General features: G+C 68.4%; 16 protein-coding genes and 2 tRNA genes. 17 read left to right on the top strand and 1 reads right to left on the bottom strand.

Features of this window, described 5'->3' with window-relative positions; genetic code table 11:
• Positions 1 to 105 precede the first annotated feature (105 nt).
• From J2N69_RS12005 to J2N69_RS11950, 12 genes are all read left to right on the top strand, one after another.
• A complete protein-coding gene (locus tag J2N69_RS12005; protein ID WP_230900729.1) occupies positions 106 to 459 on the top strand; it encodes an SCO3933 family regulatory protein in 354 nt (117 codons plus the stop codon).
• Between the two features lie 2 nt (positions 460 to 461).
• Positions 462 to 1,799, top strand: a complete 1,338-nt coding sequence (locus tag J2N69_RS12000; protein ID WP_230900728.1) for an FtsK/SpoIIIE domain-containing protein — start codon at positions 462 to 464, stop codon at positions 1,797 to 1,799.
• An 87-nt stretch (positions 1,800 to 1,886) separates the two neighbouring features.
• Positions 1,887 to 2,069 (top strand): hypothetical protein, encoded by a 183-nt coding sequence (locus J2N69_RS11995; protein ID WP_230900727.1) that lies wholly within the window; start codon positions 1,887 to 1,889, stop codon positions 2,067 to 2,069.
• A 76-nt stretch (positions 2,070 to 2,145) separates the two neighbouring features.
• Positions 2,146 to 2,820, top strand: a complete 675-nt coding sequence (locus J2N69_RS11990; RefSeq protein WP_230900726.1) for a DUF2637 domain-containing protein — start codon at positions 2,146 to 2,148, stop codon at positions 2,818 to 2,820.
• Between the two features lie 16 nt (positions 2,821 to 2,836).
• Entirely contained in the window at positions 2,837 to 3,028 is a 192-nt protein-coding gene (locus tag J2N69_RS11985) for a mobile element transfer protein (RefSeq protein WP_230900725.1), read from the top strand.
• Between the two features lie 20 nt (positions 3,029 to 3,048).
• The gene (locus tag J2N69_RS11980; RefSeq protein WP_230900724.1) at positions 3,049 to 3,210 is read left to right on the top strand and encodes a hypothetical protein; all 162 of its coding nucleotides are present in this window, start codon (positions 3,049 to 3,051) and stop codon (positions 3,208 to 3,210) included.
• A gap of 14 nt (positions 3,211 to 3,224) precedes the next feature.
• A complete protein-coding gene (locus J2N69_RS11975) occupies positions 3,225 to 3,563 on the top strand; it encodes a SpdD-like protein (RefSeq protein ID WP_230900723.1) in 339 nt (112 codons plus the stop codon).
• Positions 3,564 to 3,568: 5 nt separating this feature from the next.
• Positions 3,569 to 4,117, top strand: a complete 549-nt coding sequence (locus J2N69_RS11970) for a GGDEF domain-containing protein (protein ID WP_230904690.1) — start codon at positions 3,569 to 3,571, stop codon at positions 4,115 to 4,117.
• A gap of 92 nt (positions 4,118 to 4,209) precedes the next feature.
• Entirely contained in the window at positions 4,210 to 4,395 is a 186-nt protein-coding gene (locus tag J2N69_RS11965; RefSeq protein WP_230900722.1) for a hypothetical protein, read from the top strand.
• Entirely contained in the window at positions 4,388 to 5,767 is a 1,380-nt protein-coding gene (repSA, locus tag J2N69_RS11960; protein WP_230900721.1) for a replication initiator protein RepSA, read from the top strand. The genes J2N69_RS11965 and repSA overlap by 8 nt, the downstream gene beginning before the upstream one ends.
• The gene (locus J2N69_RS11955; RefSeq protein ID WP_230900720.1) at positions 5,764 to 5,964 is read left to right on the top strand and encodes a helix-turn-helix domain-containing protein; all 201 of its coding nucleotides are present in this window, start codon (positions 5,764 to 5,766) and stop codon (positions 5,962 to 5,964) included. The genes repSA and J2N69_RS11955 overlap by 4 nt, the downstream gene beginning before the upstream one ends.
• Positions 5,964 to 7,133: a tyrosine-type recombinase/integrase gene (locus J2N69_RS11950; protein WP_230900719.1), complete on the top strand. Its 1,170-nt coding sequence runs from the start codon at positions 5,964 to 5,966 to the stop codon at positions 7,131 to 7,133. Before J2N69_RS11955 ends, J2N69_RS11950 begins: the two co-directional genes overlap by 1 nt.
• A gap of 66 nt (positions 7,134 to 7,199) precedes the next feature.
• On the opposite strand, the gene J2N69_RS11945 is transcribed toward J2N69_RS11950, so the two are convergent.
• A tRNA-Gly gene (locus J2N69_RS11945) sits at positions 7,200 to 7,273 on the bottom strand.
• 140 nt (positions 7,274 to 7,413) lie between these two features.
• On the opposite strand from J2N69_RS11945, the gene J2N69_RS11940 reads away from it, so the two are divergent.
• From J2N69_RS11940 to clpX, 5 genes are all read left to right on the top strand, one after another.
• Positions 7,414 to 7,490 (top strand) — tRNA-Pro (locus tag J2N69_RS11940).
• Between the two features lie 124 nt (positions 7,491 to 7,614).
• The gene (tig, locus tag J2N69_RS11935; RefSeq protein WP_230900718.1) at positions 7,615 to 9,006 is read left to right on the top strand and encodes a trigger factor; all 1,392 of its coding nucleotides are present in this window, start codon (positions 7,615 to 7,617) and stop codon (positions 9,004 to 9,006) included.
• 395 nt (positions 9,007 to 9,401) lie between these two features.
• Positions 9,402 to 10,007 carry an ATP-dependent Clp protease proteolytic subunit gene (locus J2N69_RS11930; protein ID WP_062774006.1) on the top strand — a complete coding sequence of 202 codons (606 nt, stop codon included), beginning with the start codon at positions 9,402 to 9,404 and terminating at the stop codon, positions 10,005 to 10,007.
• A gap of 62 nt (positions 10,008 to 10,069) precedes the next feature.
• Entirely contained in the window at positions 10,070 to 10,774 is a 705-nt protein-coding gene (locus tag J2N69_RS11925) for an ATP-dependent Clp protease proteolytic subunit (protein ID WP_230900717.1), read from the top strand.
• 166 nt (positions 10,775 to 10,940) lie between these two features.
• Positions 10,941 to 12,227, top strand: coding sequence for an ATP-dependent Clp protease ATP-binding subunit ClpX (clpX, locus tag J2N69_RS11920; RefSeq protein ID WP_127913231.1), 1,287 nt, complete (start codon positions 10,941 to 10,943; stop codon positions 12,225 to 12,227).
• The last annotated feature ends 73 nt before the right edge of the window (positions 12,228 to 12,300 follow it).

Raw genomic sequence — 12,300 nt, 5'->3', positions numbered from 1 at the left:
CCCCAAACGTCCATAGGGTCGGTGATAGGTCCCACCCTTTTGGCGGTTTCCTGATCTCACCGGTTGCTAGCCGGTCAACTCGCTTCGAGATCAGGAGAACAGACGATGCGTCAGATTCCCGTCGACACCTCCGCCGCTACCGTGATGGTGGCCAAGGCGCCTCAGCCCAAGGTCAAGGACCGTCGTACCGGTGAGATCGCCACGGACGCTGATGGCGTCACGCTGATGACCGTGGACGTGATGTTCTCCGCCAACGACGAGGTGGAGATCCTGAAGGTCACCGTTCCGCAGCCGGGCATCTCCGAGGACCTGGCCATGGGCTCGCTGGTCGCCCTGACCGGCCTGGTGGCCTCGCCGTGGGAAAACGAGTTCAACGGCCAGAAGCGGCACGGGATCGCCTTCCGCGCGGTCGCGGTCACCGCTCTCTCGGCTGGCGCCTCGAAGCCGAAGGCTGCCTGATCATGAGCTGGCTGATCGCCTCCGTTCTGCTGGTCGTCGCTACCGCGGGTCTTCTGCGGTGGCGGCGCCCCGCCTGGTACTGGATGAGCTTCGGGATCGTCTTCACGGTGGTGCGTATCCGACTGCGCTACGCGGACGTGATGGACGCCTGTCACCTGACGATGCCGGCATCCCGGTTCCGCCTGGCCATGGCGCGCATGTTCAGGCGGGAGGTTCCCCGTCAGAGGGTGCCGCGGCTGCTGTGGCTGCGCCCAACCCGTACCGGGGTGAAGCTGCGGATCAAGATGTGGCCCGGTCAGGACGCCTTCGAGTTCTCAGCCGCCGCCGACCGGTTACGGCACTCCTTCGCCGTTCACCAGGTCATCTCGCGTGAGGTCAAGCCGGGCGTCATCGAACTCACGCTGACCGGCTTCGATGTCCTCAAGCACGTACAGATGCCGGTCAAGACGGACCGTGCCCTGTTGAAGATCCCGGTGGCGCTGGTGGAAGACGGCTCGGTGCACTACCGCGACTACCGCGAGACGCCGCACTCGGTGACCGCTGGCGCTACGCAGTCGGGCAAGTCCGTCTTCCAGCGCACCGTGATCAAGGAACTCGCCTCACAGCCGGTGGCGCTGGTCGGCATCGACTGCAAGAAGATCGAACTAGGGCCGTTCGCCCGTCGCTTCTCCGCGCTGGCCGACAACCGCGACGATGCCGCCGATCTCCTGGAAGCGCTCGTGGTGCGCATGGAGAACATCTACGAACTCATCCGCTGCGAACAGCGGATCAGCGCCGACACCCCGGACGCGGAGATCGCCGCGAACATCTGGGACCTCCCCGAAACCCTGCGCCCGGTCCCCGTCGTGATCACCATCGACGAGATCGCCGAACTGGCCATGAGCGCCAAGCGCAACGATCCGCAAAGGGACCGGATCATCACCGCCCTGGTCCGCCTGGCCCAGCTCGGCCGCGCCGCGGGCATGTTCCTCGACATCTACGGCCAGCGCTTCGGCTCCGAACTTGGCGACGGCATCACCATGCTCCGCGCCCAGTTGACCGGCCGGATCGTGCACCGCGTCAACGACGAGTCGACCGCCAAGATGACCTTCGGCGACATCTCCCCGCACGCGGTCTTCGCCGCCACGCAGATCCCCAACACGCGCCGCGGTATGGCCATCGTCGGCTACTCCACCGGCGAGTGGAACCGCATCCGCACCCCGCACACCTCGATGCGCCAAGCGGTATCCGCCTGCAACAAGCACGCGCATCTCACCCCGGATCTTCCGGAACTGGACCGCTTCCGGCCGCTGGTCGACGCCGATCCGAAGGCGCCTGCAGCCGTCGTAGAAGCCGCCTGATCTCTCCCCGCTTCACCGGTCGGCGTGACCGTCTCGCGCCACGTCCCTACCCCCTCCATGCCTGATCACAGAAGAGGAGCCCCGCTCATGGCCGCACGCGCCCGCAAGTCGGCCGCCACGCCCCGGGCGAAGAAGTGCCCGGACTGCAAGGGCAAGGGCGAGACCACCGAAACCGTCCGCGTCGGCGCCCGCAAAGGCCGCGCCACCACCGACGAACAGACCGCCCTGTGCCTCACCTGCTGGGGCAGCGGCGAAGCGCCCACCACCTGATCACCGCTGGGACCGGGCGGCTGGACACGACTCCCCGCCCCGTCCCGGCTCCAACCCCTGTGAAGGAGGTGAAGACATGGCCCGCTCGATCCGCCTGGACGCGGTCCTGATCCAAGCCGTGATCGCTGGTGCGCTGTCCTTCGCTCACCTGCACGACCTGGCTGCCGCGGCCGGACAGACCGGCTGGAAGGCGTGGGCTTACCCCGTCTCCGTTGACCTGCTGCTTGTGGCTGCCTGGCGCCGCCTGCGCAACGGCGGCTCGTCCCGCCTTGCCTGGTGCTGGTTCCTGATCGCCTTGATCGCCTCACTGGGCGCCAACGTCGCCACGGCCGGATTCCTCGACCTCGCCGACCCGCCCGCCTGGCTGCGCTTCGGAGTCGCCGGATGGCCCGCGCTGGCCTTCCTCGGCGGCACGCTGCTCGCTCACTCACCCGAACTTACGCCCGCATCGGCACCCGCTGAACCGGACTCCTCGGCCCAGAAGTCCGAGCCGGACCCCGCCCCGCGGCGCGTCCAGGCCGCTGCCGAAGAGGCACCCCCGGCCCTGCCCGTCTCGGCTCCTGCGCCCGATCCGGTCCCCGACCCCGTGCCGGTACTCCCGCAGGTCCCGGCAGCGCTGATCGACCACGCGCGCAAGGTCGCCGACGACCACCACTCCCGCACCGGTACCTCGATCGACAGCGACACCCTGCGCGCCCGCCTCGGCGTCCCGGCCCCCATGGCCGACGCCATCGCCGCCCAACTCACCTGACGAAAGGACAACCCCCATGGGCATCTACCGGATCTTCCGCGAACTGCGCCGCGTCGGCCAGGTCACCGTCGGCACCTCCCACGGCAAGCGCGGCCACATCGCCTACGTCGCCGCCTGCGCCGCTGAGGACTGCGGCTGGTCGGCCGAGTACGACAACTCCGCCGCCGCCATGGTCGCCGCCCAGGGCCACCGCTGCCGCGTCCGCTGACACCCGAAGGAGACAGGCACATGTCCGTTCCGCTGTGGTTCTTCCTCGCCTGCCTGGGCCTGGTCGGCGTCAAGCTCGTCCGCCCGCCCTGGTGGCTCGTGGTCGTCCTGCTCCTCGGCGGCTACCTCCTTGCCGACAGCGTCCTTGCCCCCGCCATCGACACCGCCACCACCACCAAGTGAAGGGAGATCAACCCATGTTCGAACCCCGTATCCCGGCCAACCCGACCCCGACCTGCGAGATCACCCCGATCATCACCACCGCGGCACTGCCCGGCCACCCGCACACCCCCACCGCGTGCTCCTGCCACAACCAGACCCCCGCCCCGGCCCCCGTCGTGGCGTCCTCCCGCCCGACCATGCAGATCACCCCCGGCAACGTGCTCGCCCTCGTCGGCGCCGGTACGGCCGTGGTCCTGGTCGTCGGCGCGGTGCTGGTCTCCCTGCTCCTCGCGGTCACCATCACCGCCGTCTCCATCGCGGTCATCACAGTCGTGCTGCGCCTGCTGGTCCGCGACATACAGAAGGGCCGGTGACCTCAATGGACACGACCATGATGGCGGCGGCGGGATTACCGGCCCTGGGCTGGCTCCTGCACAGCGGACTCCTCTGGCACCGTCTGGCCACCGCCCGCCGCGACCCCCTGACCGGCCTGCACACCCGCGCCGGATGGACCGCCCGCGCCGAACGCCTCATCGCCAAAAACCCGAACGCCCTGGTGCTCCTGGTCGACCTCGACGACTTCAAGGCCATCAACGACACCCACGGCCACGCAGCCGGAGACGCGGTCTTGACCGCCACCGCTCAGCGGCTGAGCGACTGGTGTGGGCGCCATGGAATCGCCGCCCGTCTTGGCGGGGACGAATTCGCCGCCATCGTCACCCGCCCCGACGGCACTCCCGACCTCTTCGACCTCTGGTCCGCCTTGGACACCCCCGTCGAGCATCACGGGCACGTCCTGCCGGTCTCCGCCTCGGTCGGCTGCTGCCACTCCGGCTTCCTGCCGCTCCCGACCCTGACCGACGCCCTGTCCGCCGCCGATGAAGCGATGTACGCGGACAAGGGCCACGGCAGGCGCAACACGCGCTAGCGGCCCCCGGGGCGGCCTCGGTCACCAAACTTCCGCCGCCCCGGGCGCCTGAACCCCTCCCAGATCACCGGACCCGAAAGGGAAGTCCCATCATGCCCGAGCACGCCCGACCCACACCGCGGATCTGCCCCACCTGCGACGGCTTCGCCTCCGTCAAGGTCACCCGCGGCGGACGCGACCGCCACGGCCACCTGCACACCATCACCGCCCACTGCACGGACTGCCACGGCACCGGCCACACCCGCACGACACGTACGCGGGAGGGCGCCCGTGTCTGACGCGCTGCTCGACCCGACCACCCTCGGCGACCTGCTGAGGGTGGCTTCGGCCGACGACTTCGACCGCTGGCAAGACCAGATCCGCCGCACGGGCGGATGCTCCGACCCGATCCACCTCACCGGCTGGACGCTGGCCAAGGACAAGACGACCGGCGAAACCCTGCACCACTACTCCACCGATGGTGAACCGGGCGGTCGGCTCCGCCTCGCCTGCGGCAACCGCCGCGCCTCCCGCTGCCCCTCCTGCGCCTGGACGTACGCCGGGGACACCTACCACCTCATCCGCGCCGGACTCGTCGGAGACGACCGCCGCGACATCCCCGCCGCCGTCCGCGACCACCCCCGCGTCTTCGCCACCTTCACCGCCCCCTCCTTCGGCCCCGTCCACAACCGGCCTAACCGCGGTGCCTGCCACTGCGGCACCCGCCATCCCGCCGACGACCCCGCCCTTGGCACGGCCCTCGATCCGGCGACCTACGACTACGCGGGAGCGGTCCTCTTCAACAACCACGCGGGCAACCTGTGGATGCGCTTCACCACCCGGCTACGCCGCGAGATCGCCGCCCGCGCCGGACTCACCCAACGCGAACTGAAGGAAGCCGCCCGCCTCTCCTACGGCAAGGTCGCCGAGTTCCAGAAGCGCGGAGCCATCCACTTCCACGCCGTGATCCGCCTCGACGGACCCGACGGACCCGGCACCCCGCCCCCGTCATGGGCGCACGTCGACCTGCTTACCGACGCCATCCGCGCCGCCGCCACGCACTCATACACCTCGGTCTCCGTGCCCGCCGCCGACGACCAACCGGCCCGCACCTTCCAATGGGGCACTCAACTCGACGTACGCCCGGTCAAAGCCTTCGGCGACGGCTCCGATATCACCGAACAAGCCGTCGCCTCCTACGTCGCCAAGTACGCCACCAAAGCCGCCGAGAACACCGGCACCCTCGACCGCCGCATCGGCGAACTCGCCGAACTCGGCCGCCACGGCGTTCCCGACCACGCCCGCCGCCTGATCGAAGCATGCAAGCTGCTCGATCCGCTCTACCCGGATCGTCGGCTCTGGGCCTGGGCTCACATGCTCGGCTTCCGCGGCCACTTCTCCTCGAAGTCCCGCCACTACTCCACCACTCTCGGTGAACTCCGCCAGGCACGCGCCGACTTCCGCGCCGCCCAGGAACGCCAAGCCCTCGGCCTTGACGACTGGGAGCCGGACACCGTCCTGCTCCTGGCCGACTGGCAGTACGCCGGGCACGGCCACACCCCGGGCGAATCCGTCCTCGCCGCATCGATTGCCCGTGACATCCAACTGAACCGCGAGACCGCACGCGAAGCACTGCAAGACCAACGCGCCTCGGAAGGAGCCGCAGCATGAATGATCGATACCTCGACGTCTACCAGGTCGCCGAATTCCTCAACACGTCGGTCCGCTTCTCGCGCCGCCTCATAGAGGAGCGCCGGATTAAGTACGTCAAGGTCGGCCGACACGTCCGGATTCCCGAGAGCGCGGTAATCGCCTTCATCAACGCGAACACGGTAGAGCCTCGGAAGCGGCTGGGGGTGGCTGCCTAATGGCTGGGAAGCGTCGACAGTTCGGCCGGGTCCGCAAGCTCGCTTCAGGCCGTTACCAGGCCCGCTACGTCGGCCCTGACGGGCAGCTCCGACCGGCCCCGGAGACCTTCCGCACGAAGAAGGACGCTGACGCCTGGCTCGCCGACAAGCAAACCGAGATGCGCCGGGGCGACTGGCACGACCCAGATGCGGGCAAGGTCGCGTTCGGCCAGTACGCCACATCCTGGGTCATGGAACGGGAGATCACGACGACCACGCGTCAGCTCTACGGCTCGCTCCTAAAGCACCACCTCGAACCGACCTTCGGGGCCGTCAACGTCGCGGAGATCTCGCCCCCGCTCGTCCGTCGCTGGCGTGCCGAAAAGCTCGCGTCCGGCACTGGGCCGACCACTGTTGCGAAGGCGTACGCCCTGCTGCGAGCGATCATGGCTACGGCCGTCTCGGATCAGATGATCAGGCGCAACCCGTGCCAGATCAAGGGCGCGAGCACTGTGCATACCCCGGAGCGGCCGACCGCGACCATCGAAGAGGTCTACGCCCTCGCCGACGCGATCCAGCCCCGCTACCGGGCGCTCGTCCTCCTCGCCGGATTCCTCGGCCTGCGCTGGGGTGAACTGGTCGGCTTGCACCGCCGGGACATTGACCTCGATCGCGGCACCGTCCGGGTACGCCGCGCGGTGGCTGAGCTGTTCAATGGCAAGCGCGAGATCAAGGCGCCCAAGAGCGCCGCGGGCAAGCGCACGGTTGCCATTCCGGCCGTGATCGTGGCGGATATCCGGGATCACCTGAAGCAGTTCGCAGAGCCGGGCGCCGACGGTCGCGTCTTCCTCGGCGTCAAGGGAGCGACTCCACGCCGGAACCACTTCAACAAGCTGTGGCGTAAGGCGTGCGATGACGCCGGAGTCAACGGCCTGCACTTCCACGATCTCCGGCACACAGGGAACACCCTTGCCGCGTCCACGGGCGCGAGCACACGGGAGCTGATGTCTCGAATGGGTCACAGTACGGCTCGGGCTGCCTTGATCTACCAGCACGCTAGCGCCGACCGTGACCGGCTGATCGCCGAGGCCGTGAGCGGCCTGGTGAAGAAGGGGCGGAAGAAGTCCCGGAGGCCCGAGAAGAAGCAAGATCGAAAGCCGGAGGGGCACGCGGGGGACACGGCGGACTGAACGGGACCCCGGAAAGCGATCAGGGCCAGGCGGAGGAAACAGCCTCTGACCTGGCCCTGAGTCGTCTGGAGCGGGCGACGGGAATCGAACCCGCGTAGCTAGTTTGGAAGACTAGGGCTCTACCATTGAGCTACGCCCGCATATGCGCACCGGGGCCGTGAGGCCGCGGCACGACAGGCATCGTAGCGGGTCCGCGGGCTTCGCCGCACACCCCCTGCCGCGGTCCCGGTACAGCGGGGGCCGTACGGCCTGTGGGCATGTACCCTACGTGTCGCACCGACGGGGTGTGGCGCAGCTTGGTAGCGCGTCCGCTTTGGGAGCGGAAGGCCGTGGGTTCAAATCCCGCCACCCCGACCAGCAGGTCTCCCTCGCAAGATCGCATTGTGGGTCGGCTCCCGCTTGCCGTTACTATGCAAGCTGTGTGCCCGTGTGTCTCTGATCCGGGCAGAAACCAGCAGTCAGCCCACCAAGGAGACCAACCGTGAAGAGCGCCGTGGAGACCCTGAACCCGACCCGGGTTCGGCTCACTGTCGAGGTGCCCTTCGAGGAGCTCAAGGACAGCCTCGACGCGGCGTACAAGAAGATCAACCAGCAGGTCACGGTGAAGGGCTTCCGCAAGGGCAAGATCCCGGCCCGCGTCATCGACCAGCGGTTCGGCCGCGGGGCCGTGCTGGAGGAGGCCGTCAACGACGCGCTTCCGAAGTTCTACACCGAGGCGGTCAACGAGGCCGAGCTCAACGTCCTGGGTCAGCCCGAGGTGGACATCACCGAGCTGAAGGACAACGAGACCCTCAACTTCACCGCCGAGGTCGACGTACGCCCCACCATCGAGATCCCGGACTACTCCGGCATCGAGGTCGAGGTCGACGCGGTCGAGGTCAGCGACGAGGACGTCGACAAGGCCGTCGAGGAGCTGCGCGGGCGCTTCGCCTCCACGTCCCCGGTCGAGCGTGCCGCCGAGGACGGCGACGTCGTGACGATCGACCTGGAGGCCAAGGTCGACGGCGAGGTCCTGGAGGACGGCGTCGCGAAGGACGTCTCCTACACGATCGGCTCCGGCGAGCTGCTCGAAGGCATCGACGACGCCGTGAAGGGTCTGGAGGCCGGTGGCGAGGCCACCTTCACCTCCGAGCTGAAGGGTGGCTCGGCCGCCGGCAAGGAGTCCGAGGTCACCGTCAAGGTCACCCAGGTCGCCAAGCGCGAACTGCCCGAGCTGGACGACGACTTCGCGCAGCTCGCCTCCGAGTTCGACACCCTCGACGAGCTGAAGGCCGACAGCCGCAAGCGTCTCGAGAACATGAAGCAGTTCGACCAGGCCACGCAGGCCCAGGAGCGCGTCCTGGAGAAGCTCCTCGAGCTGGTCGAGGTCCCCGTTCCCGAGAAGCTCCTCGCGGACGAGATCCAGACCCGCAAGCACAACCTGGTCAACCACCAGCTCGGCCAGATGGGCCTCGACCTCGCGAAGTACCTGGAGATCCAGGGCAAGACCGAGGAAGAGTTCGACGCCGAGACCAAGGAGCAGGCCGAGAAGGGCATCAAGACGCAGTTCGTCCTGGACGAGCTGGTCAACAAGGAGAAGCTGAACGTGAACCAGGAGGAGCTCACCGAGCACCTCATGCGTCGCGCGCAGTCCTCCGGCATGTCCCCCGACCAGTTCGCCCAGGCCGTCGTCGAAGGCGGCCAGGTCCCGATGCTGGTCGGCGAGGTCGCCCGCGGCAAGGCCCTCGCGGTCGTCGTCGAGGCCGCCACGGTCAAGGACACGAAGGGTGAGGTCATCGACCTCAGCGACGGCGACGAGGAGGAGACGGACGAGTCCGCCACCGCCGAGGCCGACGCCCCCGCCGCCTCCGGCGAGGAGAAGACCGAGGCCTGAGCCGCCTCGCTCTGACGCACGCAGCATGGGCCCCCGGGATCTCGATCCCGGGGGCCCATGCCGTGCCCCGTCAGGGGCGCGGGGAACTGCGCGAGCGACCACGAACGACCCGCACTCGCCGTAGACCCTGACGAGGCAGACGCGACCGCGCCCCGGCGGGGGCCGACCGCGCAGTTCCCCGCGCCCCTTACGGGGCGCTACCTGCGCTCACAGCGAACAGTTGGCCCTGCGGGATTCCCCGGAGGGGCCCGCGCGTTAGGGTCCATGAATACGAGGGCAGGGGAGTCCCCGGAGCCGCCCCGGAGCGGCTGGCACGCGGGGTCCCAGCCCCAGCTGAAGACGTGAGACGGCCCGGCGCCGTCGTAAGACGAGCAGGTGGATACGTGACGAATCTGATGCCCTCCGCCGCCGGCGACCCCTCCATCGGTGGTGGCCTCGGCGACCAGGTCTACAACCGACTGCTCGGCGAGCGGATCATTTTCCTCGGCCAGGCCGTGGACGACGACATTGCCAACAAGATCACCGCGCAGCTGCTGCTTCTCGCCGCAGAGCCGGACAAGGACATCTTCCTCTACATCAACAGCCCCGGCGGCTCGATCACGGCCGGCATGGCGGTCTACGACACCATGCAGTACATCAAGAACGACGTCGTGACGATCGCGATGGGCATGGCGGCCTCCATGGGCCAGTTCCTGCTCAGCGCGGGTACGCCCGGCAAGCGCTTCGCCCTGCCGAACGCCGAGATCCTGATCCACCAGCCCTCCGCGGGCCTCGCCGGTTCCGCGTCGGACATCAAGATCCACGCCGAGCGTCTGCTGCACACCAAGCGCCGCATGGCCGAGCTGACCGCTCACCACACCGGCCAGACCGTGGAGCAGATCACCCGCGACTCGGACCGCGACCGCTGGTTCGACCCGCAGGAGGCCAAGGAGTACGGCCTCATCGACGACATCATGCCCACCGCCGCCGGCATGCCGGGCGGGGGCGGCACGGGAGCCTGAGGCACCCCTCAGCGCCCCGACAGCCGAAACCTCAGCCCACGCTCCTCAGGAGACCAAGAGAGATGAACAACCACCCCGGCAGCGGCCTCTACGCCCGAACCCAGGCCGAGCTCGGCCCGGCCGCGCAGGCCGAGTTCACCGGCGCCCGCGCCGAGTCCCGCTACGTCATCCCGCGCTTCGTCGAGCGCACCTCGCAGGGCGTGCGTGAGTACGACCCGTACGCGAAGCTCTTCGAGGAGCGTGTGATCTTCCTCGGCGTGCAGATCGACGACGCCTCCGCCAACGACGTCATGGCGCAGCTCCTGTGCCTGGAGTCGATGGACCCGGACCGCGACATCTCGATCTACATCAACAGCCCCGGCGGCTCGTTCACGGCCCTCACGGCCATCTACGACACGATGCAGTTCGTCAAGCCGGACGTGCAGACCGTCTGCATGGGCCAGGCCGCCTCGGCCGCCGCGGTCCTGCTCGCGGCCGGCACGCCGGGCAAGCGCATGGCGCTCCCGAACGCCCGCGTCCTGATCCACCAGCCCTACAGCGAGACGGGCCGCGGTCAGGTCTCCGACCTGGAGATCGCCGCCAACGAGATCCTCCGGATGCGCGCGCAGCTGGAGGACATGCTGGCCAAGCACTCGACGACGCCGATCGAGAAGATCCGCGACGACATCGAGCGCGACAAGATCCTCACGGCCGAGGACGCGCTCGCGTACGGCCTGGTCGACCAGATCATCTCCACCCGGAAGATGAACAACGCCTCGGTCGTCTGACGCGGCGCTGTAGCATCTGCCGCTCTTGGCATGGTTCGCGCACGACTCGCGTCGAAGCGAACCGTGCCAAGGGGGGCCCGAACGGGGGGCCCGGCAAGGTACCGTCGGATATGAGGCACCAGGAGCCGCTGAACGTGGCGTCTCCCAGGCGAAGGGGAAGCACCTCGTGGCACGCATCGGTGACGGCGGCGATCTGCTCAAGTGCTCGTTCTGCGGAAAGAGTCAGAAGCAGGTCAAGAAGCTCATCGCAGGCCCCGGTGTGTACATCTGCGACGAGTGCATCGACCTCTGTAACGAGATCATCGAGGAAGAGCTCGCGGAGACGAGCGAGGTCCGCTGGGAGGAACTGCCCAAGCCTCGCGAGATCTACGAATTCCTGGAGGGCTACGTCGTGGGCCAGGAGCCCGCGAAGAAGGCCCTCTCGGTAGCGGTGTACAACCACTACAAGCGGGTCCAGGCCGGCGAGAACGGCGGCGCGCAGGGCCGTGACGACGCGATCGAACTCGCGAAGTCCAACATCCTGCTGCTCGGCCCGACCGGTTCCGGCAAGACGCTCCTGGCACAGACGCTCGCCCGGATGCTCAACGTCCCGTTCGCCATCGCGGACGCGACGGCGCTGACGGAGGCGGGCTATGTCGGCGAGGACGTCGAGAACATCCTCCTCAAGCTGATCCAGGCGGCCGACTACGACGTCAAGAAGGCCGAGACCGGGATCATCTACATCGACGAGATCGACAAGGTCGCCCGCAAGAGCGAGAACCCGTCGATCACGCGCGATGTCTCGGGCGAGGGCGTCCAGCAGGCTCTGCTGAAGATCCTGGAGGGCACCACCGCTTCGGTCCCGCCGCAGGGCGGCCGCAAGCACCCGCACCAGGAGTTCATCCAGATCGACACGACGAACGTGCTCTTCATCGTGGGCGGTGCCTTCTCCGGCCTCGAAAAGATCATCGAGTCGCGGGCGGGCGCGAAGGGCATCGGCTTCGGCGCCACCATCCGCTCCAAGCGCGAGCTGGAGGAGAAGGACCAGTTCGAGGACATCATGCCGGAGGACCTGGTGAAGTTCGGGATGATCCCCGAGTTCATCGGCCGCCTCCCCGTGATCACCTCCGTCCACAACCTCGACCGTGAGGCCCTGCTCCAGATCCTCGTCGAGCCGCGCAACGCGCTCGTGAAGCAGTACCAGCGCCTGTTCGAACTCGACGGCGTGGAGCTGGACTTCGAGCGCGAGGCCCTGGAGGCCATCGCCGACCAGGCGATCCTGCGCCAGACCGGCGCGCGCGGCCTGCGCGCCATCATGGAGGAAGTCCTCCAGTCGGTGATGTACGAGGTGCCGTCCCGCAAGGACGTCGCCCGCGTCGTCATCACCGCGGACGTCGTCCGTTCGAACGTGAACCCGACGCTGGTGCCGCGCGAGGTGCGGGGGCCGGGCGCCGGGGAGCAGAAGTCCGCGTAGCTCCCGCGGCTCCGCGTACGTACGCGAAAGGGGCGCCCGGCGATTCGATCACCGGGCGCCCCTTCGTCGTGTT

The sequence above is a fragment of the Streptomyces huasconensis genome, from assembly GCF_021028635.1.
In the GTDB taxonomy this organism is placed as follows: domain Bacteria; phylum Actinomycetota; class Actinomycetes; order Streptomycetales; family Streptomycetaceae; genus Streptomyces; species Streptomyces huasconensis.
This window is presented reverse-complemented; position numbering and strand designations above follow the sequence as displayed.

Excerpts from the sequence above, each read along its gene's own strand:
- J2N69_RS12005 (WP_230900729.1), top strand. The coding sequence starts at position 106 with ATGCGTCAGATTCCCGTCGACACCTCCGCCGCTACCGTGATGGTGGCC.
- J2N69_RS12000 (WP_230900728.1), top strand. The coding sequence starts at position 462 with ATGAGCTGGCTGATCGCCTCCGTTCTGCTGGTCGTCGCTACCGCGGGT.
- J2N69_RS11995 (WP_230900727.1), top strand. The coding sequence starts at position 1,887 with ATGGCCGCACGCGCCCGCAAGTCGGCCGCCACGCCCCGGGCGAAGAAG.
- J2N69_RS11990 (WP_230900726.1), top strand. The coding sequence starts at position 2,146 with ATGGCCCGCTCGATCCGCCTGGACGCGGTCCTGATCCAAGCCGTGATC.
- J2N69_RS11985 (WP_230900725.1), top strand. The coding sequence starts at position 2,837 with ATGGGCATCTACCGGATCTTCCGCGAACTGCGCCGCGTCGGCCAGGTC.
- J2N69_RS11980 (WP_230900724.1), top strand. The coding sequence starts at position 3,049 with ATGTCCGTTCCGCTGTGGTTCTTCCTCGCCTGCCTGGGCCTGGTCGGC.
- J2N69_RS11975 (WP_230900723.1), top strand. The coding sequence starts at position 3,225 with ATGTTCGAACCCCGTATCCCGGCCAACCCGACCCCGACCTGCGAGATC.
- J2N69_RS11970 (WP_230904690.1), top strand. The coding sequence starts at position 3,569 with ATGGACACGACCATGATGGCGGCGGCGGGATTACCGGCCCTGGGCTGG.
- J2N69_RS11965 (WP_230900722.1), top strand. The coding sequence starts at position 4,210 with ATGCCCGAGCACGCCCGACCCACACCGCGGATCTGCCCCACCTGCGAC.
- J2N69_RS11955 (WP_230900720.1), top strand. The coding sequence starts at position 5,764 with ATGAATGATCGATACCTCGACGTCTACCAGGTCGCCGAATTCCTCAAC.
- J2N69_RS11950 (WP_230900719.1), top strand. The coding sequence starts at position 5,964 with ATGGCTGGGAAGCGTCGACAGTTCGGCCGGGTCCGCAAGCTCGCTTCA.
- J2N69_RS11930 (WP_062774006.1), top strand. The coding sequence starts at position 9,402 with ATGCCCTCCGCCGCCGGCGACCCCTCCATCGGTGGTGGCCTCGGCGAC.
- J2N69_RS11925 (WP_230900717.1), top strand. The coding sequence starts at position 10,070 with ATGAACAACCACCCCGGCAGCGGCCTCTACGCCCGAACCCAGGCCGAG.